The organism is Microcoleus sp. ARI1-B5 (genome assembly GCF_036705795.1).
In the GTDB taxonomy this organism is placed as follows: Bacteria; Cyanobacteriota; Cyanobacteriia; order Cyanobacteriales; family Microcoleaceae; genus Microcoleus.
In genome coordinates this window covers 1-26155 of the sequence record NZ_JAUBVK010000013.1, presented here as the reverse complement: position 1 = coordinate 26155, position 26155 = coordinate 1, and the positions used below count along the sequence as shown (strand labels likewise).

At 45.7% G+C, this 26155-nt stretch carries 25 protein-coding genes, 1 tRNA gene and 1 pseudogene; 19 read left to right on the top strand and 8 right to left on the bottom strand.

Features of this window, described 5'->3' with window-relative positions; genetic code table 11:
* Together QUB63_RS19215 and QUB63_RS19210 are read left to right on the top strand one after the other, a co-directional pair.
* A partial coding sequence (locus QUB63_RS19215; RefSeq protein ID WP_332946867.1) for a tetratricopeptide repeat protein occupies nucleotides 1-639 on the top strand: 639 nt, incomplete at its 5' end.
* 86 nt (nucleotides 640-725) lie between these two features.
* Entirely contained in the window at nucleotides 726-1304 is a 579-nt protein-coding gene (locus tag QUB63_RS19210; protein ID WP_332946866.1) for a Uma2 family endonuclease, read from the top strand.
* 865 nt (nucleotides 1305-2169) lie between these two features.
* Here the strand turns inward: QUB63_RS19210 and QUB63_RS19205 are convergent.
* The 5 genes and pseudogenes from QUB63_RS19205 to QUB63_RS19185 all read right to left on the bottom strand — a co-directional run bounded on the left by QUB63_RS19205 (nucleotide 2170) and on the right by QUB63_RS19185 (nucleotide 8847).
* Nucleotides 2170-2898, bottom strand: a complete 729-nt coding sequence (locus QUB63_RS19205) for a response regulator transcription factor (RefSeq protein WP_332946865.1) — start codon at nucleotides 2896-2898, stop codon at nucleotides 2170-2172.
* A 510-nt stretch (nucleotides 2899-3408) separates the two neighbouring features.
* Complete coding sequence (locus tag QUB63_RS19200) at nucleotides 3409-6588, bottom strand: CHAT domain-containing protein (RefSeq protein ID WP_332946864.1); 3180 nt, start codon at nucleotides 6586-6588, stop codon at nucleotides 3409-3411.
* A gap of 566 nt (nucleotides 6589-7154) precedes the next feature.
* Complete coding sequence (locus tag QUB63_RS19195) at nucleotides 7155-7970, bottom strand: DUF928 domain-containing protein (RefSeq protein WP_332946863.1); 816 nt, start codon at nucleotides 7968-7970, stop codon at nucleotides 7155-7157.
* Between the two features lie 134 nt (nucleotides 7971-8104).
* Nucleotides 8105-8401 carry a XisI protein gene (locus QUB63_RS19190; protein ID WP_332947005.1) on the bottom strand — a complete coding sequence of 99 codons (297 nt, stop codon included), beginning with the start codon at nucleotides 8399-8401 and terminating at the stop codon, nucleotides 8105-8107.
* Between the two features lie 26 nt (nucleotides 8402-8427).
* Nucleotides 8428-8847 (bottom strand): annotated as a pseudogene (locus tag QUB63_RS19185) (XisH family protein).
* Between the two features lie 77 nt (nucleotides 8848-8924).
* On the opposite strand from QUB63_RS19185, the gene QUB63_RS19180 reads away from it, so the two are divergent.
* The 4 genes from QUB63_RS19180 (at nucleotide 8925) to QUB63_RS19165 (ending at nucleotide 14520) form a co-directional block, all read left to right on the top strand.
* Nucleotides 8925-10421 carry a glycosyl hydrolase family 57 gene (locus QUB63_RS19180; RefSeq protein ID WP_332946862.1) on the top strand — a complete coding sequence of 499 codons (1497 nt, stop codon included), beginning with the start codon at nucleotides 8925-8927 and terminating at the stop codon, nucleotides 10419-10421.
* A gap of 493 nt (nucleotides 10422-10914) precedes the next feature.
* A complete protein-coding gene (locus QUB63_RS19175; RefSeq protein ID WP_332946861.1) occupies nucleotides 10915-11721 on the top strand; it encodes a WD40 repeat domain-containing protein in 807 nt (268 codons plus the stop codon).
* A 37-nt stretch (nucleotides 11722-11758) separates the two neighbouring features.
* Complete coding sequence (locus QUB63_RS19170) at nucleotides 11759-13195, top strand: hypothetical protein (RefSeq protein WP_332946860.1); 1437 nt, start codon at nucleotides 11759-11761, stop codon at nucleotides 13193-13195.
* A complete protein-coding gene (locus QUB63_RS19165) occupies nucleotides 13195-14520 on the top strand; it encodes an O-antigen ligase family protein (RefSeq protein ID WP_332946859.1) in 1326 nt (441 codons plus the stop codon). Before QUB63_RS19170 ends, QUB63_RS19165 begins: the two co-directional genes overlap by 1 nt.
* A 27-nt stretch (nucleotides 14521-14547) precedes the next feature.
* Here the strand turns inward: QUB63_RS19165 and QUB63_RS19160 are convergent, their stop codons facing one another.
* Together QUB63_RS19160 and QUB63_RS19155 are read right to left on the bottom strand one after the other, a co-directional pair.
* A complete protein-coding gene (locus QUB63_RS19160; protein ID WP_332946858.1) occupies nucleotides 14548-14847 on the bottom strand; it encodes a hypothetical protein in 300 nt (99 codons plus the stop codon).
* A gap of 50 nt (nucleotides 14848-14897) precedes the next feature.
* The gene (locus tag QUB63_RS19155; protein WP_332946857.1) at nucleotides 14898-15509 is read right to left on the bottom strand and encodes a DNA-3-methyladenine glycosylase; all 612 of its coding nucleotides are present in this window, start codon (nucleotides 15507-15509) and stop codon (nucleotides 14898-14900) included.
* Between the two features lie 20 nt (nucleotides 15510-15529).
* Between QUB63_RS19155 and QUB63_RS19150 the strand changes: the two genes are divergently transcribed.
* Nucleotides 15530-15652: a hypothetical protein gene (locus QUB63_RS19150; protein ID WP_006633228.1), complete on the top strand. Its 123-nt coding sequence runs from the start codon at nucleotides 15530-15532 to the stop codon at nucleotides 15650-15652.
* Between the two features lie 170 nt (nucleotides 15653-15822).
* Here QUB63_RS19150 and QUB63_RS19145 read toward each other — a convergent pair whose 3' ends face one another.
* Nucleotides 15823-16341 (bottom strand): pentapeptide repeat-containing protein, encoded by a 519-nt coding sequence (locus QUB63_RS19145; protein ID WP_332946856.1) that lies wholly within the window; start codon nucleotides 16339-16341, stop codon nucleotides 15823-15825.
* Between the two features lie 500 nt (nucleotides 16342-16841).
* Between QUB63_RS19145 and QUB63_RS19140 the strand changes: the two genes are divergently transcribed.
* The 12 genes from QUB63_RS19140 to QUB63_RS19085 form a co-directional block, all read left to right on the top strand.
* A complete protein-coding gene (locus QUB63_RS19140) occupies nucleotides 16842-17345 on the top strand; it encodes a hypothetical protein (RefSeq protein WP_332946855.1) in 504 nt (167 codons plus the stop codon).
* A gap of 109 nt (nucleotides 17346-17454) precedes the next feature.
* A complete protein-coding gene (locus QUB63_RS19135) occupies nucleotides 17455-17910 on the top strand; it encodes a translation initiation factor (protein WP_332946854.1) in 456 nt (151 codons plus the stop codon).
* Nucleotides 17911-18103: 193 nt separating this feature from the next.
* Nucleotides 18104-18709, top strand: a complete 606-nt coding sequence (locus QUB63_RS19130) for a hypothetical protein (RefSeq protein ID WP_332946853.1) — start codon at nucleotides 18104-18106, stop codon at nucleotides 18707-18709.
* 115 nt (nucleotides 18710-18824) lie between these two features.
* A tRNA-Arg gene (locus QUB63_RS19125) sits at nucleotides 18825-18910 on the top strand.
* A gap of 204 nt (nucleotides 18911-19114) precedes the next feature.
* A complete protein-coding gene (locus tag QUB63_RS19120) occupies nucleotides 19115-19945 on the top strand; it encodes a KilA-N domain-containing protein (protein WP_332946852.1) in 831 nt (276 codons plus the stop codon).
* 18 nt (nucleotides 19946-19963) lie between these two features.
* Nucleotides 19964-20992 carry an RNA-guided endonuclease InsQ/TnpB family protein gene (locus QUB63_RS19115; RefSeq protein WP_332946851.1) on the top strand — a complete coding sequence of 343 codons (1029 nt, stop codon included), beginning with the start codon at nucleotides 19964-19966 and terminating at the stop codon, nucleotides 20990-20992.
* On the top strand, nucleotides 20925-21368 hold the full coding sequence (locus tag QUB63_RS19110) for a transposase (RefSeq protein ID WP_332946850.1): 444 nt from the start codon (nucleotides 20925-20927) through the stop codon (nucleotides 21366-21368). The genes QUB63_RS19115 and QUB63_RS19110 overlap by 68 nt, the downstream gene beginning before the upstream one ends.
* A gap of 57 nt (nucleotides 21369-21425) precedes the next feature.
* Complete coding sequence (locus QUB63_RS19105; protein WP_332946849.1) at nucleotides 21426-21824, top strand: hypothetical protein; 399 nt, start codon at nucleotides 21426-21428, stop codon at nucleotides 21822-21824.
* Between the two features lie 379 nt (nucleotides 21825-22203).
* On the top strand, nucleotides 22204-23412 hold the full coding sequence (locus tag QUB63_RS19100) for a tyrosine-type recombinase/integrase (protein ID WP_332946848.1): 1209 nt from the start codon (nucleotides 22204-22206) through the stop codon (nucleotides 23410-23412).
* 300 nt (nucleotides 23413-23712) lie between these two features.
* Entirely contained in the window at nucleotides 23713-24453 is a 741-nt protein-coding gene (locus QUB63_RS19095) for a hypothetical protein (protein ID WP_332946847.1), read from the top strand.
* Between the two features lie 151 nt (nucleotides 24454-24604).
* On the top strand, nucleotides 24605-24967 hold the full coding sequence (locus QUB63_RS19090; protein ID WP_332946846.1) for a hypothetical protein: 363 nt from the start codon (nucleotides 24605-24607) through the stop codon (nucleotides 24965-24967).
* A gap of 406 nt (nucleotides 24968-25373) precedes the next feature.
* Nucleotides 25374-26155, top strand: a 782-nt coding sequence (locus QUB63_RS19085; protein WP_332946845.1) for a DUF3854 domain-containing protein, incomplete at its 3' end; no start/stop codon positions are given.

The following is a 26155-nucleotide window of genomic DNA, read 5'->3' as shown; positions in this document are numbered from 1 at the left end:
AGCGGCATGAGCGGCGGGCCAGTTTTTGACTCCGAAGGCCGAGTTATCGGTTTACACGGACAAGGCGAATTTGGTTTCGCCCAAACCAGTTCCGGGGAAGTCGCCCCGATTAAAACTGGATTTAATGCAGCAGTTCCCATTAATACTTTTATCGCGAAGTTAGTGGCGGCCCGAATCAACAAATCCGAGTTGAAAGTAGACAATACTCCCACAACGAGCGGCCCGGTATCCAGCGCCAATCCGCAAGACGCCCAAGCCTATTATTTTCGAGGACTTTCGCGGTTAGATCGAGGAGATGCTTGGGAGGCGATCGCCGATTTCAACAAAGCACTCGCTTTCAAGCCAAAATACACCCCAGAATTGTATTTTAATATCGGCAATGCCCGCACTTTCATCACCGCCGGCTTGCCCAAACCCGAAACCACTCGCGGCCCAGACCCTATTCAAGCATACACGCTGGCGATCGCAGCCAATCCCGGTTTTGCCGACGCCTACTACAACCGAGCTTTAGCTTACCTGGAAACAGAAGACAAACCCAAAGCAATTGCCGACTTTCAAAAAGCAGCAGAACTTTACAAGCAAGGCGGCAGAACGAGTGCGTATCAAGACGCGCTCAACAGAATCAAACAATTGCAGTAGAATTAGAAGTTAAGAATTAAGAATTAAGAAGGAATTTTCCATTTTTAATTCTTAATCAAGTTCATACAAACAGCAGGTAAATAATCATGACTGCTATCACCTTAAATCTCAATTCCATTGTCAAACTAACTTCCGAACAGTTCTACCAACTGTGCGAAGAACACCCAGAATTGAAACTAGAACGCAATGCCAACGGAGAATTAATCGTCATGCCGCCAACCGGAGGAGAAACAGGGAAACGCAACTTAACAGCAGGCGCTCAACTCTGGATATGGAACGAGCAAACCGAACTAGGTGAAGCCTTTGATTCCTCCACAGGATTTACTCTACCCAAGGGCGCCGATCGCTCTCCTGATGCGTCTTGGGTAGAAAAATCGCGTTGGGAAGCTTTGACACCGGAACAAAAAGACAAATTTATCCCCTTATGTCCTGATTTTGTCATCGAGTTTCTTTCTCCGAGTGACAGCTTGAAAAAGACGCAGGAAAAAATGCAAGAATATATGGAAAATGGCTGCCGCTTGGGTTGGCTGATTAACCGCAAAAAACGGGAAGTAGAAATTTATCGCCCCGACCAAGAAGTGGAAGTTTTACAATCTCCTCTCACCCTTTCTGGGGAAGATGTTTTGCCGGGATTTGTTCTGAATTTGCAAAAAATTTGGAATTAGTAAGATTAAATTATAACTTAGACTATCTTCGGTTCGATCGTTCGGAATGCGAGTCCTCATCAAAGAACGACTGAAGTCCGAACGATCGAACCAATTTGATTGTAGAGAAATTTGATAAAATTGTAAATACTCATAAAATTTATCCAATCAAATTATCGTTCAAACAATTCAAGCTAAAAATGTCACATTAGCAGAATTAAAAACACTGTTTAACCTGCAACTTGTCACAGACGACCAATTTTTCCCGGAATGTCGGTGTTTAACTTTTTTGTAGATAAATTTTGAAACAGGCTTTTTCACAACTCTTGGGTTATTTCTATGAACCCTTTCCGGTAAAATTTGATCGAGTATCTCTAACGTTAACCAACTCAAAAAAAAGGAAGTTCTTGTGGTTGTAATACCATTTTGACAAAAGATTGCTACACAATAAATGTTGTGTTTGTTTATAAAACCATTGCGATCGGGTGCGGATATGTTAAATTGTCGATATGTAGCTAGGGATTGTTAGTGGCTCCACACCTGCTCGACTACTGTTGCAACAATTTGTCAAAATGCGATTACTTGACATATTATAGTTATCCGTTTTTGTCAAGTCTGGGTACTGAACCGACGCCCTAGAACCGTTTAAATCCCCTACCGCCCCTGTCCCCTTAAGGGGAGCAAAAGGGCGAATTTAACTGATATAGTTCGCGATCGCACGGGTGGTCAGAAACCGGGTTTCGACTTCGCGGTAACTGAGCGCAGTCGAAGCTCAACCAGCAGGTTTTTTTACGAAATTTTTGCATTTCCACCCACAAATTAGGTAAAAAACCCGGTTTCGAGGAGTATTAATGCGATCGCGAACTGTGATAGAAATGACGGTCGTTCAATTAGAAAATACCCTGTGATTGCGAGCATTCGCAGCAAAAGTGTAACCGTATCCCCGAATTGTTTGGATAAAATTTGGAACAGCCCGATCGACTTTAGCCATTTTCTTGCGAATCTGGCCGATATGCACGTCCACCAGTCGCTCTTCTAATGCGTGATTGGGTTTCCAGCCCCAAATTTTTTCTATTAGCTGTTGGCGACTCCAAGCTTCACCCGAATGAGTTGCCAAAAAACACAATATTTCATATTCTAATTTGGTTAGAGTCAAAGTTTGCTCCTGCAATCTTACCTTCCTACTCATTAAATCGATTTCTAGTTGACCGCAGACAAGGCGGGGCGGATTGACGCTTCTCGCCCGCCGCAACAAGACTTCTACTCTAACTGATAATTCTTCAATACTGAACGGTTTGCATATGAAATCGTCAGCACCTGCTTTCAGGATTTTAATTCGATCTTCTTCAGCGGTGCGGCTGCTCAGAATCGCGACTAAAACATTCGTCTGCTTCTGCATTTCTTGACAAAGTTTATAACCTGTAGTATCGGGCAAATTCCAATCTAAAATCACGAGAACTGGGTTGAATTGTCCAAATATTTCTAAGGCTGTTTTGCCGTCGGCTGCAAATTGTACTTCATATCTCTGCTTCAGAAAGCGGTAGACTAGATTGCGGACGGGGGCGTCGTCTTCTACAACTAGAATTTTGGTATTTTGATCGGCAGATATTCTCATGATTTTTGACTCTCTTGTTAATGTGCAAAGTTAAGAAAGCGAAGCTGTCTAGAAAACAGTCTTTATTCTTTAGTCAGGCTCCGGCGGGCTAAATTTTTTGTAGGCAATCCCCCTGTGGCATTGGTGTCAACTTAAACCTGGCATCATTGAAAAATCTCGCTTTTATCCCAGGCCATATCCCCCTAAATCCCCCTTAAGAAGGGGAGTAGGGGTTGACTTTGAAGAAGTTCTTGTTCCCCCCTTTTTAAGGGGTAACAAGTTCTTATTCCCCGCTTTTTAAGGGGTAACAAGTTCTTATTCCCCCTTTTTTAAGGGGTAACAAGTTCTTGTTCCCCCCTTTTTAAGGGGGGCTAGGGGGGATCGATCGCCGAGGTATTTTTGTCAATAAATTAAATCGACACATGACTTATCGCTCCAGGGGCGATCGCATTTCTGTGGAGGTTTCAGCGAAAAAACTAATGTTTTCGCGGGATTTGGCAATTCTTTACAAAATTTAACCGAAACTCCCGATTAGGTTTCGCCGATCAGGGTGAAAGCTGCCCAATCTCTGGGATTTGGGTGCTGCTGCATTGTCTCCAGCATGGCCCTGCGCAGGGCTTGAGCTTTGTTGCCCGTTCGATCGAGATTTTGATAAAATTTCACCATCAAATCGGCTGTAGGAGCATCTGGCACCGCCCACAAAGACACAATCGCACTGGATGTACCAGCCGAAATTAAAGCGCGAGACAAGCCGATAACCCCGTCACCGGTAATCCGCCCCATGCCGGTATTGCAAGCACTCAAAACTACGAGATCCGCTTTGAGGTGCAGATCCAAAATTTCCTCAGCCGTCAGCAAACCGCTATCGGTGCGATCGGGTGCAAGGGCGATCGCACTGCCGAGTCCGCGAGTGCGATCGAGCAATCCGTGGGTGGCAAAATGGACAATGCTGGCATGGGGCAACCGCTGAAGCACGGCGGCCTTGGTAGCCGAATTGCCTGTCAGGGCTTGGGTTTGGAACAATTGGGCGATCGCCTTAGCTTCGGTTTCTGAATGCGGCAAAGCCGATAACCGCTGGGGAGGTTTGCCCGGTACCAGAACAACTTCAGGCATCGTCGGATTTCCTACTACTAAAATATCCCCACCTAAATCGGAAATATCTTGCCGTTTTTGACTGGTTAATTCCAGAATTTGAATCGCTGGAGCAGTCAAAATAGTATGTTTTTCAATTAAGTATTTCCCAGCAGCATCTTGCAGCGCCGGAAAGGGAACAAAAAACAGTTCGCCTTGAGGAATAAAGATAATTTTAGCTGCTGGATCTCTCGGCAATAAATCAGCAATCGGTTCGATTAGCAGTTGATGGAGTTTTTGCAAGCGGGGGTGACTGGTGAGGCTCGATTCCACTTTGGCTGCGACATCAATTGCAGGTCTCTTAATAGTTAATCCTGCGGGCCAAGAGGATTGCCAAAGCGAGAGAATGTTGGCAGTTTCATCCACAGATATTACTTGCCAAGGTTCCCAATTCGGGGCATCATCGTGGAGTTTGACTAAATCGCCCGGGTAAATTTTTAGGGTGGGGTTGAGCTGGCGATTCCTGATGCCGATCGACTCGCGAGAATCGGCAACTAGCTCTTTGAGCGGAGTATGTTCGTAGTTGAGGTCAACTTGGCGAAATACAATTTCACCCGTCGGCTGAATTACCCAAATAAAGAGCTCTTCTAAAAAAGAAATCGAATATTCCACAAAAGTTGCATTTTGTGCTTTGGCAATTTCTTGAATGCGATCGATGTTCGGCGGCTCAATATCGGGTATTGCATCTGAATTGGCAGATAACCGAGCGGCCAGTAATTCTACAAACGCCCGCGCCCGCCCCCGCTCCGCAATTTCCAGCGCTTCTTCTGTTTTGTTCTGGACGATCAGGGTTTTTTCCAAGTGGCGGTAAGTTGCGGCTTGGGTTTCAAAAATAGATACTTTAAAGTTATCGCGATCGCTCAATTTTCCCCGCAGCGATTCCCAAATTTGAATCGCATTGCCGAGGACTGTTTCAGCTTGTGCAAATTCGCCCAAGTCAAATAAAGCAAGGCCTAAATTGTTGAGAGTTGCTCCTTCTGACGCCATTTCGCCGATCGCCCGCGCCATCTCCAAACTCTGCTCGCTGTATTCGATCGCCCGCTGGTACTGCCCCAAACAGCGGTAAGCATTGCCCAAATTTCGGCAGGAAGTTGCTTGTCCAGAGCGATCGCCAATTTCCTGTTGAATATCTAAGGACTGCTGGTAAAATGCGATCGCCCGCAAGTAACGCCCCAAATTACTGCAAGCATCGCCCAGAATGACCAAAGAATTAGCTTCCCCATAGCGATTGTTAATTTTCGGCGCGAGATTCAGGGACTTCTGACAGTATTCGATCGCCAGTTGATTTTCCCCCAGGGAAACGTATGTACGCCCCAAAGCATTCAAGGAGTTCAATTCTCTATGCTGAGAGTTGATTTTTCGCGCCATATCTAAAGACTGAAGTTGGCATTCGATCGCCTGCTGGTATTCGCCCAGGGAATGATATGCACTCCCCAAATCGCGCCAGGAAGTCGCTATTCCGTGACGGTTGCCGATTTCTCGGTGAATATTTAGGCACTGCTGGTGGCACTCAATTGCTTGCAAGTATTCCCCTAGGGCATCGTAAATACTACCCAAAGCATTTAGAGACTCAGCTTCTCCAGCGCGATTGCCGATATCTCGCTGAATATTCAGCGCTTGCTGGTGATAGTAAATTGCTTGGGAGTATTCACCCAGCGCGCTGTAAATATTGCCTAGATTGTTCAGAGAATTCGCTTCTCCGTAGCCGTTGCCGTTGTTTCTATGAAGATTTAGCGACTCCTGATAGTATTCCATCGCCTGCGAGTATCTTTCCACGGAAATATTATCGCTGTCCGATAAGGAATCTTGCTCGGGGCGCGGTATTTCTGGTTTATTCAGAATATTAACAAAAAATTTCTTATTAATCGGAGACTGAATCGCTCGGTAAATCGACAATATATCTGCCGCCGACAGCGCCTGTTTGTAGAGCCGAATATCTCCAATATTGCCCCGAAAAATGCCCCCAAAATCGTCCGATCGCCTGCCAACAGTCAAGGGTATACTATTGCTGAGACAACCTTGGTGGTGTATTGGTCTGAACCGCTCACCTACTTCATTACCATCGACATAACAGTGTCCACCATCCTCTCGATCGCGAGCGACAGTAACTGCAACATGATGCCATTGGTTGTCGCTGACAACTTGAAAAAGAGGAATTTTTCTGTAAGGGTTGCTACCACCACCGTTTAGCCAATTTTTTCCATCCGCCATTTGCAGGTTAATTTGGCCTTGATAAATAAACAAAGACCACCCTTGCAAAGGGCCAGAATTTTCAATCCGTTTATCGACAATCTTGACAATACCCAAATCACCCGTGCGAATCCACGCACAAACAGAAAAGTCTTCCGTGCCTACATCCAGCAAAGGAGTGACTGGGAAAGTAACGCAACCTCCAGTCAGCAGCAGGCTTTCTTGTGGCCCGTTTTGCGATGGCTCAACCGCACGGCAAACGCTGTCAATTAGCAGTGCTGGAGGGAGCTCCGGGCGATCGCTCGCCAAGTTTCCTGCTGCATCAAATGACCAAAGGGCGATCGGTGCTGTATTGAAAGTATTGTAGGCGCTTAATATTGGATATTTCATCAGTTGACAGTTGACAGTTGATTATTGGTTAACGCTGTTTTCTCGATCGTTCTTAAATTCGGTCGTTCGTTACCAGAATCCGACAGGGGTTTAAACCCCTGTCTCATAGCTAAAGTCCTCTAAAAGAGGACTAATATTGAGCATGAGTTCACTCATAATTAACAGTATTAACACTCGGTTTCAACCGACTTTTGCTATGAGGCAGGGGTTTAAACCCCTGCCGGACTGTCTCACAGAAGACAGTCCTCTAAAAGAAAACTAATATTGAGCATGACTTCACTCATAATCAACAGTATTAACAGTCGGTTTCAACCGAGTTTTGCTATTAGGCAGGGGTTTAAAGCCCTGCCTGTCTCATAGCTAAAGTCCTCTAAAAGAAAACTAATATTGAGCATGACTTCACTCAGAATCAGCAGTATTAACAGTCGGTTTCAACCGAGTTTTGCTATTAGGCAGGGATTTAAACCCCTGCCTGCGGGTGTAACGTGTTTATTAACATTAATGACCCCTGAAAAAGCCCCTAAGCCTGGGATTGCGTAAGTCCTATTTTAATATTCATCCATACCTCAAACAAAGGGTTCTAAAACTATCTCCTGCAAGCGCACAAACGGATGCTGCAATAAAGCACTCCAATCAGCCTCCAAAGTCGCCAGAGAGGATATTTTCTCAAATCCAGTCAGCTCGGCTAGCGCTTCATACCGCAAATTATTTTCCGCATAAATCCGCAACCGCTCCTCTAAAGTAGCCCCCTGTAATTGACTCAAAAGTTTGTCCCGCAGTGCAACTAATTCAGTGAGAGTTTCGTACCACAAACCGTGTTTAGCCAACAGTAAAACGCGCGGCCTCAGCGATGCAGTTTCTAGCTGAACTAAAATTTCGGGTGCCATTTTCACTCGCTCAATACACCCGTAGCGGGAGATATTCCCGCAAAAAAAGTCCCAGCGATACTTTTTGCCAATTTCCAGAGGAGGTGCATTTGGTGGCAAGCAAAAACTCGCAAGTCCCGCTGTTTTTTCGAGCTGAAAAAATGTTCGGAAAACTACTTCTTGCTTTTCTTCGTCCCGCAGCACAAACTTAAAGGGAATGTCATCGGGAAATGGAGCCGGCAAGTACAGCCAAAAAGTCGGATGTGCGATCGCAGTCAATCCTAAATTTAGAGCCGGAATTAAAGCTAAAAAGTAGTGAATATCGTCGCGGCTGCCTGCATCTCCGCGATCGCCCGGTGCTCCGCGCGCAGGCGGCTCGTATGCGAGTACCTGCGGCTGCAAATGCGGTTCCCCCGATGAATCCGCGATCGCAGCGGCCAATCCAGGTTGAACAATGGTTACAGCAACCAGCAAATTAATCGCCGCCTGCTGTAAGAGCAGTTTTGTTACATTCATAAACTATCTGCGAAGTAGAGGTAAAAAGTCTCAGTGCGATCGCACTGCACCTGACAATAATCTTGGCAGACTTTCTCTGCTGGCGTCTATAGTTTAGCCGAAATTTTAGCGAAAGTTTATTTGCGTCTACCTATTTAACTTACTGCATAATCCGTGAATTTCCGAATGAAAGGTGGATGAAATCCAACAACAATATCATCCTTTGGTATCCCCATTGCCGACAGTCGATCGCCAACCTCCTCCTCTGTGCTGTTAAACTGAATCCAAACTTTGTTATCTTTAATATCAAAGTGCATCACAGGCCCAAAAATTCGCTGCTGATTTTGCCAACCAACGTACAGCAATTGATAATGGTCGCCCTCAACATCAGCAATTATTTGAGCTTCAATCTCCTGATAAGATGAGAGATATTTGGCGTGTTCTGCAAGCAGTTACCGAATGCAGTTTCGATACTTATTTAAATCACCCATTCTGCAATTTCCTCCTTTTCTACATCGTAGACGATAAGATTAACTTGACTGCGTTGAACTACAAAATTAATAAACGTCTTGACAAAAAACACATTGTAAACATTTAATGGTACTGCTAAGTATAAAACTCTTTCAGGCTCTTGCATTTCTAAGGCATATCGATAGTTAATAAACTGCCCGATCGCGGTGTGAAACTCAGAAATCGTAGATGTGCCAATAAAGCTTTTGACCTCAACAGCTATTTTTTCACCCCTTCGAGCGGCTGCAATTAATTTTTGGGCACCTCAATCGACATACAGATCGGCAATGCCCTGTATGCGGAGTACGAGTGGGTCGTGAGTAATCTGCCAGCCATCTTTTTGCAAGGCTGCTTTAACTACATCATGAAATTTATCTTTGGCAGACATTTTCTGCTACCCTAAAAGCATATAGCTATCTTACCAAATAGCAGACCGCGTTCCTCCACAATTCTTGAGAAAAACTTATGTCTGCGATCGCACCATCCCCCAACCCACCCGTTTTAGAAGAACTTCGCTCCGGATTGCCCAACATTTGCGGTTCCGAAGCAGAAATCTGTGCCGCAGCCAACAGCAACGAACCAGTCTTTTTACCTAAGACAAATCTGCACCTCGAAAACATTCAAGCCGGATTTGCCTGCGCCCTGCATATGCACCAACCCACAATTCCAGCAGGTGCAAACGGCGAACTAATCTGCAATCTCCAGCATATGTTTGAACATCCAAACCAAGGAGACAACCACAATGCCGGAGTCTTTGCTTGGTGCTATTCCCGCATGGGCGAATTCATTCCCCAACTGATAGCCGAAGGCTGCAACCCGCGAATTATGCTCGACTATTCCGGCAATTTATTGTGGGGATTGCGCCAAATGGGACGCGATGATATCTTCAACAACCTCAAGCGAATTACCTGCGATCCTCAATATCAACCTCACGTAGAATGGCTGGGGACAATGTGGAGTCACGCCGTCATTCCCTCAACTCCAATTCCCGACATCAAACTCCAAATTCAAGCGTGGCAACATCATTTTGCGGCAATTTTTGGCTTAGATGCTTTGAAGCGGGTTAAAGGTTTTTCGCCTCCAGAAATGCACTTTCCCAATCACCCCGATACCCTTTACGAATACATCAAAGCTTTGAAAGAATGCGGCTACCGCTGGCTGATGGTGCAGGAACATTCTGTGGAAAATCTCGACGGTTCGGGATTGTCGCAAGACCAAAAATACATTCCCAACCGTTTGCAATCCCGCAATTCTCGCGGCGAAACCATCAGCATTACGGCTTTGATTAAAACCCAAGGTTCCGATACAAAGTTGGTCGGTCAAATGCAGCCTTATTACGAAGCAAAAGTCCGCAACAAACAGCAAATTGGCAATGTCACAGTTCCTTCTTTGGTGACTCAAATTGCTGATGGCGAAAATGGCGGCGTGATGATGAATGAATTTCCCAGCGCTTTTGTTAAAGCTTGGCACGAAAACCGCGAACAAGGTGGCGGAAAATCCGGTGTTGTCGGTTTAAACGGGACTGAATATTTGGAGATGATTGAGGCGGCGGGTGTCAATCCTGATGATTATCCTGTTTGTCAGGGGATTAACCAGCACAAGATTTGGCAGTTAGTCGATCCGGATGGTGCAACGCCGGAAAATGTGGAAAGTGCGATCGCCCAACTCAAGCAAACCGATCGCAATTTTCACATGGACGGTGCCTCTTGGACAAACGATTTAAGTTGGGTGAAGGGCTACGAAAATGTCCTAGAACCCATGAATCAACTCAGCGCAGCATTTCACAAAAAATACGACCCCCTGGTGCAGCAAGATGCTTCAGTTACCAAGCAGTTTGAATACCAGCAAGCTTTGCTTTACAACTTGTTGGTACAAACAAGCTGTTTCCGCTATTGGGGACAGGGAACTTGGACTGATTACGCCCGCGAACTTTACAATCGCGGCGCTGCTTTAATGAAATAGGAAAAGTTTGCAGTTGCGGTGTGGCGAAAAACCCGCAACTGCGAACTTTACCAAATTTTACAAACAAATAATTCCAGTGCACCCGGATTTTATATCAACCCTACACTCGCTGATTGCCTCGTATTTTAGAGGAAACTCGATCAAAAACAGTATCCATTGAAACTTTTTAGCTACAGAAGTCAAGATTTTCTCTTAAATCTTCCTTTAGGCATAACTAATATTACTAGGAAAAATTTGATTTCGTTCTCTGGATGTCACTCAATTCAGTAAATTTTCGGATTGTGGTAAACTTTGATACTGTGATAATCTTTGGAAATAATCTCAACCAACTTTTTTTAAATTAGCGTGCTACTGCCACAGTTTTTCTTGTTTTAAACGTGACAATCCAGAACATCAGGATTGAGGCAAGAGGTTGGCGCTGCTTTTAGTAGCTGGTTTCGTGTTGTAGTTAGGATTATTTAACTAATCATCAGGCTAAAAAATAGCCCAGATTATGAAATATTTTTTCCTGTTTACCTTCGCTTTAATCCTTTCTGGGGCAATGGCACTAGGCTCTGTTTCACATGGAGTTACTGCCTATAAGGAGGGGAAAATGGAGAGGGTAGCTGACTTGAATCGAGGCAACACGGTGTCAGCAAATCGCTACTCTGTCAGCGGCTCACGCAATGGCATTGTTACCGTCAAAGATGCTGTTTCTTCAGAGGTGATTCGCACTTTTAAAATGGATGATGGAGTAGTTGTCAGGGAAACATTTCTCTTAGACGGTGGTAAGACTGTTGCTGCTTCGCAGAAAGATCATGCTATATTCTGGGAGTTGGATACAGGTAAAGAAATTCGCCGTTTTCCTCAAAGGATTTATGGCTTTTCCCACGATGAAACCAAGTTTTTTACCTATAAATTTCCGCAAGGGATAATATTCATGCACAGCTATCCCAGCTTTACACTTGTCTGCAAATGGAAAAAAGGAGCTCCCGGGCCTAAGCAGTTTCGCTTTTCGCCAAACGATCGCTTTTTGAACATCACATTTGGTAACGGATATCCCCCGAGCGATGAAAATTATCCTCTACCGGATCGGAGTGGAGGTCCGGTGAATTACGCGCGACTTTTTGACATCGAAACTTGTCAGGAAATTAAAGAATTTTCTCAGCTTGATTTGCTATCTATAGGCGAGTTTTCTGCCGATTCAAATTTTTTGGTTACGCCAGAATATATCTACGTAGATGTTAACAGTGACAGACTTGTGCGGACTTTGTGGCGTTTCAATCTCAAAACTTACAAAGTTGAAAAAATTGCTGATTAGGATTTAATACACTTTCAAACAATTAGGAATCAAGGCTATGTCAAAGCGAAATGCTAGCACAACATACATCTGTGCGATCTCAATAGCTGCATTCTTTGAAACCGTTTCAAGCGGGGCAGCTCGGGCAGCACAACTGAGTTTTGATGTAATCGTCAAAAATGAAGTCCTAGGTAATATTAGCCTGGATAAAAAAACTGATCCTGTCCCAGCAGGAACCGAAGATGCAATTGTCGGTCAATTCGTTGCTACTAAAAATGACTGGAAAAATTTTCTCGGCGTCGATCATCTCAACTGGCTTCAAATAGTAACGCAAGATTCAAATCCACCCATACCTATTGACCCCCGCTTCGCCAATAACCCCCTAAAAGTCCCATATATAGATACCCCACCATCTGGTTATCTTAGTGGATGGGCTGACGAGGAACCTTGGTACTGGAATGAATACAGAATTCCAGAAGAATTAGAACCATTTCTACCCTGGAGTGAATATACCCAGCTAGCAGTACAGAGTCAAAACAATGGTCAGATTTTAAAATTCTCTGATGTACCGAGTGGTTCTCAAGCCAATCAGCTCAAATTTGAGACATTTCTGGTCGGTGATTTTGGCAACAAAACCTACGATTTTTTAACAGGTTTTTCCTGGTCAATTTCCCTCAATGGAGGTACTTCAACTATCACAGATATCAGACAAGGTGCAACATTTACCAAACAGTATGCCAACCTAGTTGAGGAACAGTTTGGGTACAAAAAGGTTGACCTACTCCCCACCTATTTATTTTCCAGTGCCTTATCTCCTGGCAAGGTTGACACTTTTACAGAATCAGGACTTCAACCATCAGCACCTTTTGTAGCCTGGACTAATAACTTTCCCGGTATCAACCCACCCAAAAAACCAGACACAATTTTAGGAGCGTTTAACCAATCGGGAAATCTGATTGCGGTGAATGACGACGGCGGGCCGTTTGGGAGCAATTGGGGTTCAGGGATTAAAAGTTCTGTAAACAATGACGGTTCTCTCAAACTCAAGGTGAGTGGCTACAACGACTTCAACTTTGATCAGCGTAATGACTTTAGTGGCGGCCCATGTAACGGCGGTAGCGGTGGTGGTGGATGTGTACGCAATGCACCACATCCTCAAGTTGGAAAATACGACTTAGCTGTCAAGATGTATCAAGATTACCTTCCTTCTCGCAGTAGCGTTTCTACGTCTTCGAGTAACGTTGGTACGAATACAAGAACCTTGGCTGCTAGGAGTATAAACCAGGAAATGTCTTTTTCCGAAAGCGATGTTTTTAACATAGCAAGCCTTTACAGCGACGACTTACCAAACGAAAAAGCCTCATCTAAAAAAGCCGAGGAGGACGCCCTCGCCGCCGCCGCCGTTCCCGAACCTACCACCGCATTAGGAACTTTATTAGCCGCTTCTATATTGCCTGTCATTAAAAGACTCAAAAACCGCAAAAACAAAGAGTAATGAAAACCCTCTACACCATTCTGTTTACTCTCAGCATCATCCTCATCAACCCTTGGGGAAGCAGCCGGGGCCTCATCTGGACTTCCCCAAAAGTGTTCGTTATTTGGCTAATAGTAGGAGTCAATCTCGCCCTCTTGTGGGAACAAAGAAAAGCCCTAACCATTCCCCGACAATGGAAAATCTCGCTAATACTTTGGGCAATATTTCTCTCAATCGGAGCTATCTCCACTCTACAAAGTCCCTTCCCCTTAACCTCTTTCCTCGGTCAAGACCAAATGGGAGACGGCTGGCTCTACTGGCTGTTAATCGCCGCCTTCACCCTCAGCAACAGCTTGCTCTTAACCATACACCCGCAACTCATAAATTCCCAACTAAAAGGACTGCTAATTGGCGGCATCATCCTTTCTCTTAGTATCTTCCCCCAAATCATCGACTGGCGGATCGACTACACCGCCACAATGGGTCAAATTATCAGAGCTGATGTTAATGCCAGCAGCATTTTTCAAGGACAGCAACCCATCGGATTGTACTCCCACAGAGGCCATGCAGCTATAGTTTTAGCATTAATAGCAATTACTGCTATTGTCGGTTGGTTTTGGAGATTTACCACAACTAAATTAACTGCAATTACTTTGATTTTAACTGTTCCCGCACTGCTGCTAACTTCTACCCGAAGTGCTATTTTAGCTTGGATGCTTGCGAGTGTCTATTTGCTCAGAGGCAAATATTACAAAATCCTTGTAGCTATTGTTCCGATCGCCATAATTGCTATTGGTATTATGACTGTCAGCAGACCCCTAGATTGGAGCAAACCGACCATCGCACAAATCATGTCCAGCCGATCGCCCATCTGGACACTTTCAGCCCGTGGCATCAAAAAACGCCCGTTATTTGGATGGGGATTTAACGGTTTGGGGATTGCCTATCCCTACATCCGAAATCCTCAACTAACTCCGATTGTTGTAAATTTAGACGAGTTTACTTACGACTATATTAACATAAAAGGTGAAATCAGCACTCTTGAAATTCCTACTTACAAAGCTCACAATTGGATTCTGGATACAACCCTATCAGTTGGCATTTTAGGGCTGCTTGCTGGCATTGCACTTTGGGGATATTATGTATGTTTAGCGGTTAATTCATCGGTGCGCGGTATTGAAGCTGTTGCTATTGCTTATCTGATTTTTACTTTGACTTGGTTCGACTGCGCTCAATACGCACATATTGCCTGGTGGACGATGAGTCTCGCCGCAGTTAAATCTGCTTCTGTTACTCGTTTCTCTCGTTTGCGCTCGGAGTCAGGGCAATTACTAATTACTAATTAGCAATTACCCATCCCGCATTACCAAATCCTACATTTCCTGCATCAACCGCAAATAATTCTGCCGCATCTGCGTCATGTTTTCCATCATTCTATTCGCCATATCTTTCTCAACATCGCTCATTTGCTGCCAAAATAAAGCCGATCGCCTAGCCATAATTGCTTCTTCCCACAGCATCTCCAAAAGTTGCGCCGCCATCGGATTTTCAGCATCTATAATCCCGCACAATTGCTCGAAGGCCCGGTTAGCTTCGGCGTGACTGCCAACATCCTGAGCCAGCGTCAGGCATTTCTTGAGTTGTACGATCGGGTTTTCAGAAGAGTAAGCCATAATTTCACTAAGTTTAAGCTACCAAATTTACACTGACACCTTTGACATTACTAGAGTTGCGACACGGCCGCACAGTTCCCCAAATACCACCGCCAAGGCAAATCAATCCCTTTAGTAATCCCGATCCGCGTAGTTTGCACAAAATTTATTGTACCCTCCTCCACGGCTTGCTGAAAGTCTTCGCTCCGGTGTTCCAACCGCAGCGCTTGGCCTCCATCCAAGGGAAAACCGCTAAAAGTTCGATCGATCTCAAGCACCTTACACAGCTTCCCAGGCCCGGCGGCGAGGCGCAACTGCTTTTTTTCGGGAATTGTAGCGAACTTGACGGGAGGCGCATCTAGCTGCAAAGCTCGAATCAGCACAGCGCTACCAACTCCCTCCGCATCCGTCACCACGTTAAAACAGTGATACATCCCGTAGATTAAGTAAACGTAGCTGATACCCGCAGGCCCGAACATCGCCTGATTGCGAGGAGTCCGCTGTCGGTAAGCGTGACAAGCGGGATCTCCCGGGCCGTAAGCTTCTGTTTCGACAATCATTCCCCGAATCGTCTCGCCGTCAGGAAACTGGCGCACCAGAGTACAGCCCAGCAAATCAGGCGCTACGCTGGTAGATGGCCGCGCCAGCCAAAAAGATTCTACAATCTGAGTATTTGCACTCATTCAACAGGAGACAGTAAATTATGGACGTTAAGTTAGTTTTAGCAGTCTTGACAGCAGTTTTCACCGTGTGCTGTCTGTTCTTCGGCACAAAAAACGGCTTCTACGACACCGACAAGTATCACGGTAACGGTTCTGCTCACTAATTTTAGGCGATTGTTACTTGCTTAAAAAACCGCTGTCTGCTATTGAGACAGCGGTTTTTTTTATGAACCGCAGAGGCCGCAGAGGACACAGAGAAAGAGAAAATAGAGAACAGAAAGAATGAAAAGCAGTTGAGAAATGATGATACAGCAGGTTACTATATTTGCTGAAATTAAGGATGAATGTTGCCATCGGGCATTTTCGTTTCCTGCAATCTAGCATTCTCGAAGTCGGCGCATCCCATCAGGTTGAAACGCATTGTGGCTCCTCGCTCGGTTGCTTTCATGTTGAAACCAACAACTGCATTGTCTGGGTTATTCTTTTCGGGAACGGCACTCACTTTAAAATCCATATTTGCTCCTTCTTCATTCGCATCAAGGTTGAAAGTGATGCCGGCACAGCCCAAATCAGCTCCCGTCAGGTTGGCTCTATTCAAGTTGGCATTTTTTAGGTTGGCATTCGCCAATTTTGCTCCAGATAAGTTAGCACCTTCTAGGTTGGCTCCCTGCAAGTTAAATCCTTGTAAGTCCATTCCCTTCAAGTTGGCATTGCTGAGATTGCATTCAGGACACTGTTTTGTTTCCAGCAATTGCTTGACTTGGTTTTGCTGGTTTAAAACAGGTATGTATTTTGTCGCAGCGAATACAACTGCGACGGACAATCCAGCAGTAACTAAATTATTTAATTTCATAAATATCCGAAAAGCTTCGGCGGCTTTCTTTCGCGGTTAATTGATTTCTACAATAGTGCGATCGACCTCTCCAGAATTTCCACAACAAAATTGCCCGCATCTGGGACAAGCACTCCGGCGCAATTAAATCCCGCCTCCTTTCCCTCGCCAGTGCTGCTTTCGGTTTCGGACTCGCCCCGTCCGCCTGCTTCACTTCGCTTTCGGCAGTCCACCAACAAACAAACTTTTTTTTAACCTCAGGCGACGTATGCGCATATACCTGCGGGCTGAAAAAAAAGAAACCTTATTTATATCCCTAGCATGAGCAAATCTTAGAAAAATTTGAGGATGATGAAAAAGAAATGCAATACCGTACCTGCGCTGTTGTAAGTTCTCAGCAACAACTTTTGTCAGAATTGCTTTGAGAAATTAATGTACTTACAAAACGGTTGGCAGCAGCCCAGGTTCCTCAACCTCGCCAGAACACACCCTACCTGTAATCCCGACAATTCGGAGCGGTAATGAACACAATCAAACCCGAAACTAGAAGATCGCGCTTCATGGCTCTGCTGCTGACAACGCTGCTGACCTTTCCGTTTTTGAGTGCTTGCGGTTCTAGCAAGCAAAGTTCAGCTCCCCCGCCTCCTGTTGACGACACTCGCGCTGGAGGAGTGCAAACTAATCGCGCCCCCACTCCTTCGCCCCAAGCAAAAAAAGGACTGAGCAATGCTCAAAAAGTAGGGATTACTTTAGCAGGAGCAGCCGCCCTTTACTACATCTACAATCAGCACAAAAATAAACAAGAAAAGGGGCCGCAGGGAAAACATTACCTTTCCAAAAATGGTCGCGTTTACTACCGCGATGCCCAGAATCGCCCTCACTGGGTAACGCCCCCGCCTGAAGGAATTAAAGTTCCGGAGTCCGAGGCAGCGCGTTACCGCGAATTCCAGGGGTACAACAACCAAACTACCGGTCGAGAGCTCACAGGCTTGCCGGAAGCTACAGCTCCTGTTCCGGCACAGTAGCCTGACTATTTGAGATTTTAGATTGCAGGTTCCGTGATTTTCCCGCGAACTCTGGTATTCCCAATCTAAAACAGCCGTTTTTCACCACATAAAAAAGAGGAACTTTATCATGGTAGACGGATTTTTTCGGAAGTTAAAAGATGCGATCGTCGGGCCAGACAGCGAGCAAGTCGATCCTGACGCGAATTACGAAGATCCCTCAAGTCCCGGACGATTCGGCAACCTGACCCCGGCCAGCGAAGACCCCTACGGCGACCCCGCCGGCTACGGAGAGTTGGGCAACAACGTCCGTCCCGCCAGCGAAGACCCCTACGGCGACCCCGCCGGCTACGCGAATACCGACTACGGACAATTCGGCAACCTGACCCCGGCCAGCGAAGACCCCTACGGCGACCCCGCTGACTACGCCGGTACTGACTACGGACAATTCGGCAACCTGACCCCGGCCAGCGAAGACCCCTACGGCGACCCGGCCGACTCCTACGCGGATGCCGGAATGTTCGGCAACCTGACCCCGGCCAGCGAAGACCCCTACGGCGACCCGGCGGATGACGAAACCGCTTAAGTTGAGTCAGTTGGCTAGAAATATTACCTGGTAAGCAACAGCACCCCTGCGGGGGTGTTTTTTTTATTGGGAAATACCAGCGGTATGTTATGTCATTTAAAGAGCAAGAAATATTTACATTCTTTTCTTTTTTTGCTTTCTGAATTCTTTTTGTTGTGTTATATTCTCAGAAGCACAGAAAATTTTAGGAGCTATGGCACAGGATGTTGGCCGGGAACAGCACGTTAAATGGCTCAAAGAGCAAATTGCCCAGCAGAAGTCGGAACTTGCTGAAATACAGGCGAAAGCTGTAGAACTAAAAGCAAATATTGTTTATTACGAGGGTATGCTCGCGCTGGTGGTGGCTGGTGAAGTGGCATCAACACTCACAGATGTGTTTTCCGAAACAGAAACACTCACTTTGAATGGGAGCCAAGTAGCTTCAACAAGTTCTCTTGGTGCAGACGAACATCTAAAAGGAGGTATACCCAATGTTAGTTCTGCTTTTGAAGATGCAGGTCTTGAAAAAGCAAGCTATAAAAACAGACATCAGCGCAACCCTGTGGAGATGAAGCGTCCTCAGTACCAGGGGCTGACCTTTGCAGAATCCATAGAAAAGGTTTTGAACGATCGTCAAGAGCCAATGCTAGTCGATCGCATTGTCGAAGCTATATTTGACGCGGAATCTGAAGAGGAATTGTGGCGAGCCAAAAACTCCTTGAGCGTAGAATTGCGTCGGGGCGCAGAGACACATAAAAAGTGGAAAAAGCTTGCTCGAAAGACCTATGCTTCAAATTTGTGTAACGAACAATCAGCGTAAAATAATGCGAGGAGTACGATGATGACACCGCAAATGAGATTTTCTCCGTTACCGTTAATAAATAGCGACGATGCTTTGAGTTCCTAGTTCAAAGTATCGTCGCTGCATTTTACTTGGGGATGTGGCGGAACTGGAAAACGCATCCGGCTCCTAACCGGACAACCTGCCAGGGTTTTGTGGGTTCGAGTCCCACCATCCCCACAGATAACGACCTTGCTCGGTAGTGGCTTTGGGCTATACACCTGAGCTGCAAGAATTTCATTTCTTGCGGTCTAGAGTTTCTTGTGCTTTTATCATAGCACATTTGTCAACCCTTAGCCATTACCACACGGTCACAAATATGTCAAGACTGTTTTGGATTTTAGTGGAGAGTTTTTCCTTATGGGCAAATTACGAAATAAGAACATGAATTACAAAGGTTTAGTGATTCATTGTCAGCAAAACGGTGGGCTAATCTGCCTGACCGATATGTGGAAAGCTGCGGGGTCTGTTAAATCCCAAGAGCTAGATAAGTGGTTGATACAGAGGCGTATCTGTGAACGGCTGTTGGAATTAGTGCTTGAAGCGAACCTTGAGTTAAAACCCGTTGTCGAGAGAACTTTTGTAGAACAACCAGTCGCTAATTCTGGAAGCAAAAAATACAGAGCTTGGGCAAGCCAAGTCAGAAAATTAGCTAAAGATGTGGGTCTGATATCAACTCGGGGAGGTATAGGCGGTGGAACTTATGCAATAGACAGGATAGCCATCGAATATGCTGAATCCTTGTCTACAGAGTTTCGTGATTGGGCGCGAAATGCTGTCAAAGAAAGGATTGAAGAAGAAGTAGATCCAGAACTCGGCATTCGCCGCAGCCGCCAACGGGCAGTTAAAACTTGGGAAAAACAAGGCAAAAACCCTGAATATATTGGAGCCCGTCTTGACTCTATCCCCAAAGAAGACTTCTACGAGGCGGCTTTGTATGAACATGGGGTTAAGGTTCCACTGCACTTTGCTCAGTGCAAGCGCGCGTGTTATCAGCCGATCATTGGCCGTACCGAAGATTTCCGAGCAGAAAGAGGATTAAAAAAACGACAAAACTGCAAAGATGCCATGACAATGGAGGAACTGGCTGCTACAGATTTTGCCAAAGTTCTCAGTGCCAAGCGGATCAACACTCTCAATCCTTATGGTGCAGATATCTGTGCTCAGATTTCACATGATGCTGGAAAAGAAGTGGCTCATCTGCTGAATCAATAGCCTAGTTAATTGAGGATCATGCTGCTTGCTTACGTTTACAAGCTGAATCCATCGCCCAAACAAGCTCAAACAATCGAGCGGTGGATTCATTTGCTTCGCTTGCAATACAACTTTAGAGTTAGGGAGCGGACAGAAGCCTACGAGCAAGCAAGATTCCCTGTTATGGGGAACTACTGCTTCATCGAAACTCAAGCCGAGTGTTGCCCTTTCGGTTGCTCGTTAAGCAAAGGTGCTTTGTACGGCAATCCTTGGACAGCAAAAGGCAAGAAAAGGACTCCGCTGGCTCAACAAGATGCCAATCTGGTTGACCTGAAGCAGGAGCGTCCTTGGTATAAAGAAATCTATCACCATGTTTTGCAACAAATGCTGAAACAGGTTGATGCTGCTTTTGGGCGCTTTTTCCGAGGATTGGGCAAATATCCGAAAACAAAGCGGCATGGTAAATTTCGCTCTTTTACCTACCCGCCTGGAGATGTCGCCTTTAAAGGGAATAAAGTTCGACTTCCCGGTATTGGCTGGATGTCGTTTTTTCAGTCCCGACTGTTTCCCAATGCTTTCAGCATTCGTTCCGTCACTGTTCGGAAAAAAGCAGATGGCTTTTATATTTCTGTTCTGTTGCAAGATGAGTCGGTTCCAGATGTTCCAGCAGCGAATCAAGTTAAAACAGCAGTAGGAGTAGATCTGGGTATCAAGAAGCTAATGTCTCTGAGTACGGGACAAACCATTGTCAATCCCAGGTTTTACAAGCGGACGGAACGGAAGCGGAAGCGACTAAACCGTGCTGTCAGCCACAAGGTTTTGCGTTCGGGCCGCAGAAGAAAAGCCAGCCAGCGCTTAGCAAGATTGGAACAAAAAGTTGCCAATCGACGAGAGGATTACCAATGGAAGATAGCTAATAGCTTGGTCAGGCAGTTTGACCTGATTGTGTTCGAGAATCTTAACGTTCAAGGCATGATGGCACGCTGCAAACCAAAGCAAGATGAGTTGGGAAATTATTTGCCGAATCGTCAGTCTGCTCGCATCAGCACTGAACAAAGCCATTGCTGATGCTGCTTGGGGTTCCATAAAACAGAAAGTCAAGATTTTGTCCGAAAGGGCAGGCGTTCTGGTTCATGAAGCGGTTCCTCACTTTAGCTCTCAGGAATGCAGCGAGTGCGGGTATGTCAGTCCAACCAACCGAGATAAGGAGAAGTTTATCTGCCAAGAGTGCGGCCATCATGAGGATGCCGATGTGGATGCTGCAAAAGTTATTTTGCAGCGCGGTGTGGATCGACTGGGAATCTATTTGGATGCTGTACCGAGAGTCCCTCGGAAACAGGATAAAAGTACGCCCGAGGAGCCTGTTGGAAGACAGGGGAAATCATCCGCGTTGGTGGGTGAGCCTGGGAACCCTAAGAGAGTTCCAGAAACTGGAGTTATTTGAGTGGAGGGGAGTTTGAGCGATCGACTCTCGGCCTTTACGGCCCTCAATTGAAATCAGGTGTGTCTGACCAAGTTGCGATCGCCCAAAAATCAATCGGGGATTTTCTCAAAAACGGAGAGGGTGGGATTTGAAACCTTGCGTCGGAGCCTAGGAAGAAGCGACGGACTGGTCAGGTTAAGGAATCAAGAAGTCTCGGCGCTCAAATCCCGACTGGCACTGAGGGATGAAACGATCGCAGAACTGGGAGAACAAATCGACAGGCTAGAATCTGAGCTTGCCAGTCGTGAGCCAACTCAATCAGAAAAATCAACGCCGACCGGAACCGATTTGTCAAAAGTAGAAGCGGCCGATTTGCTTAACCAGTTGAAAGCCGAGCGCAAAAAATCGAGGATGGACTTGGGGGACATGGAAACGCTTTTGAGATTACTTGTGAATGCAAGTGAGTCAAACTCCTGACTGGGTGGTGGAAGTGCCCTGAAAAGTAGTTTGTCTAGAATTTATCTAGAATCGGTTTTCTAGACAAATTCTAGACAAATTCTAGACAAACCATGGGCAAATTCTAGAAAAAGGCTAGGATAACCCACTGACTTGCAACACTAGCCAGTAAAGAGGAAGCCTTGAAACCCTTACTACGTATCGTTTCCAACGGAGAGGGTGGGATTTGAACCCACGGTGACATCACTGCCACACTCGATTTTAAGTCGGGTTTACGAGAAACGAAAATATTTACTGTATAGCTGTTTTGGCGACAATCATTCAAACTATTGACATTTATATACCATTTAATATACCATACAAGCAAAGACAACTGCTCACCGTACCTTGAAAAATCAATATGTACAGCACTACCTCGAACTTCAAATGGCTGAATATCCAAACTCAGCGACACCAAGCTCGTCCTTACTATGCAGCTAGACTGCATCAACGCCTAGGACGTACAACCATAGGTTTAGGGGGTGACGAAATACAAGCGCTAGCCATCGCACAACAACTAGATGCTGAAATTGAGCGTTTAATCGCTAACGGTGAACAATTAGACCTAGAACACTTAAAGTCTTTTGTTGCAACATTAAAGCAACCCAAACAGCAGATGGCGTCACTAAGGGTCGTTCGCAAAGACGAAATTGAAACCTTGTGGAAGAAGTACACGGATTTCAGTATCGCAATGCAACGCTGGGAAAAAACGTACATCCTTAACGAGATATCAGTAATGTCTCGATTGATAGAGAAATGCCCACACAAAAACTTGGAGGATAAAAATAAAATCATTGAATGGATTTTTTCAGACACTAAACGCTCTACTGCAACTAGCAAAAAATGGTTTATGCACCTAGTCGCAGCAGTGGATTGGCATAGCAAACAAGGCAATATACCCCGTAAATGGGGTATTGAATACAGGGACGCTCTTGAGTCAATTAAATTGAAGTCCACAAAAAAAGAGAAAAAAGAGATTGATATTTACAGTGTCGCTGAAGTTTATCAAATCATTGATGCACTTAAAAATGACACTTATTCGAGGTTTAAAGGCAAGCACCAGCAATACTACAAATACGTGTATTTCTGTTGGCTAACAGGTTGTCGTCCGAGTGAAGCAATCGCCCTAAAATGGGAAAACGTAAATTTACAGAAAAAGTCCATACTTTTCTGTGAGGCACAAGTCGATGCAAGCGGAACAATTGTTCAGAAACAAAATACCAAAACTGAACTTAAGCGAATTTTTCCTGTCAATCAGGAATTAAAAGATTTACTTGAGTCGATTCCTCACCGTGAAGGGTTCGTTTTTCTAAACGACAGAGGCAAAGCAATCAATCAGCACGCTTTGAATGTTGTTTGGAAAACGGTTCTCAGTGAAGCAGGTATACGGTACCGCGTACCCTATCAGTTACGTCACACGATGATTAGTTATCACGCTAATAACGATTTTCCCATTCACAAACTTGCTCGGCTTATGGGTAACTCGCCCGAAGTAATTACGGAACACTACCTGCATCTTGAGATTGAACGTATTCGTTTGCCCGAAGTAATAACAGAGACCGACATCTAGTCCCTCTCCCTCACCGACCGCCCCCTAAAAAGGGCGGTTTTTTATTGCCCGATCGCCGACTCGGAAGTCAAAATATTTCGTTCACATCGTGTGCATAGCGTGAATGAAGTGAAAAGCTCCTCTTAGCTTTCCTGTATTTGAGCGTATTTTCTGGCGTAGCCGCCTAAGTTGGGCGGCTACTTGTAAAAATGAGCTAATATGACCGATTTTGAGACTTGACTCGGGCCTCAGTTTGTTGCGATCGTCGTAGATACGAGAGACAGCCACCGGGGTGCAACCCGATGACCGCTGTTTTCTCAATTGGCTTACACAATTGAGAACAATATTAGGTCACAAAAGTCCGTTCCGGGCGTACCGCGATCGCAATTCTTAGCGTATTCGTGGGACGGCCCCTTGGCGCTTCGGTGGTATCGGGAAGCCGTATTTGACGGCATTTCTCACTCAGCAGCCTTTTCTATTTTCGATGTCGGTGTCAATTCCGTGCAGTGGCTGCACTACTACGGAACGCCCGTACTGTTGCCCGAGCAGTGCGACGCGCTTTACGGCGTCGAACCAAAAACTACCGACCGCCTGATTCGCAATTTTGAAGGGCAACTGCTAGGAGATGGGTTATTCTGCTGCCCGGAAACGTTTCTGATTCACGCGGAACCCGTACTGGGGCTGTGCTGGATAGGGAGACCGAGCCTCAACTATTTGTTGCCCCCCAGGGCTGTACTGAAGTTGGCTTGCTTTATGCCAGCTACGACCTTTACTATGCGAGCGCTGGCACTTTTGGAGGTAATAGCAAAGCCCGCATACGAGCCGCTACCCGAACCAGTGAAGATGAGCCAGCACTACCGAACGGTAGAAAAACGGCTTGCCCCCAAGGATAAAAACGTTTTGATTAAAGAGGCACAAGACAAGGGCGTCTACGCTTATGCCAAGCACTTTGGCGATTTGGATAGAGGGGTCACTTGGAGACGCTTGTTGGCTCACTGCGAGCGGGGCGGACAGTTTCCGCCTACCCGCGCCGAACTCAACGAAATAAAACTTGAGTTTTAGCTCTGGTAAGCCTTCTTTTGAGTGTATTTTTTAGTGTAGCCGCCTACTGTAGGCGGCTACGCCAGGAAATACATTTAATTACTCAGGTAGTGAACCAAAAAAAAATCACTTGATACAAGTGATTGCTGAACATTCAACTTTGGAGAACAAAATGGAAATTGAAACGACTCCCTGGTACGAAACGAGAACCCTTGTCTCTCCCGCAGTTGAGATGCTTCAAAAGGAAGGATTGATTCAGTACAAAGGGTCATTTTTAAAAACCGAAAGCCCTCGGTGTGCGACTCTCAAGTCGAGATTCGTTCACTACGATACGAACTACGTCAAATACTGCTTCCTGAAAGAGTTCTACCAGTTATTGTTTGACAGTGAAGACAGCAAGTTAACTCTTTTGTTAGCTGAGGTCGTAACTGACTTTGCTGAATATTGCCAGAAACAGTCCTTAGAGGAGAACCCTCGCGAATTATTTAGGGATTTTTGCAAGGTCTATCTTTTCAACTTGACCGCTAAAACATAGCTAAAGTAGGATGGAGATATTCTAAACCTATAAGGTTTACCTATCATTCCGCAGGCTACCTGATTGCACCCTGATTGATACCCCCTCGCTCACTAGCCAATATTCGCCCGCGCGTTAGAATGTACGCAAGTGATTCTCTGAAGTGAAATCCACGGTCTGCGACTTGACGGGGGGAGTAAGAGAATTGCATACGGCAAGGGATGGAGAGAGAAGTCGTCGATTGTTCACGTCTCCCGGTCTAATATTTCACCTATCCTCCGGTAACAATCAAGGGTAGGCGACCCGCGTTTGGTCGCCACGCTTATTGTCTGGTATATCTGTAGCTACAAACACAGCAAAAAACCGCTCTCTAAGTTTGGCGACCAGAAGAACGGCTCCTGCTGACTTACTCAAAGGTAAAATCATCATGTCTCAACATCATAACTCGATTGGTTCCGCTGTCGCAACTTCCCGTAATAAATATTCAAAATTAAACGACGAACACGAATATCAAATCGCGAAACGCGGGATACGGGCCGACTGGGGGCGAGCTAACTGTCAAACCTTTGATATCCCACAAGCCTCGGTAATATTGGGATACGACGCAAAATCCGCAGGCATCATGCTGATATCCGATGAGTACGGTCAGTGGCAGTTTCGCCCCGACAAGCCTTGGGCTTCATCTGGTGGCAAACTGCCAAAATACCGCACGGGTAAAGGAGAATATGATATTTTCCTAGCCAAGCACCCCGAAATAAAAGCATACTGGTCAGACTTGGACGCGCTTAAAGCTCGATGCTTGACTATTGACGGCAGACCCTACCTACTCATCACAGAGGGCGGGTTCAAGGCAATAATGGGATGTCAACACGACATTCCTACCGTTGCGGGTGTTGGCGTGACGATGTTTTTGACTCCGAAGAAAAAAGGTGAACCCGATTTAGTCCCAGGACTTAAACGACTAGCAGTAGCGGGTTTTGGGTTTGTCGTTGCCTTTGACTCCGATAACCCAGTAAAAAAACCTGAAACCGTAAAAGATGTCGCTCGTGCCGAAAAACGTCTGACAGAACGCCTGAAAGCTTATGGCTGTGAGGTATTGTCAGTTACGGGCAAGTGGAATTACGAGGACGGCAAAGGTATGGACGATTTCATCAACAAAAACGGGATTGAAGCTTTTAGGGCAATCCTGATGAAAGCACGATCCGTAGA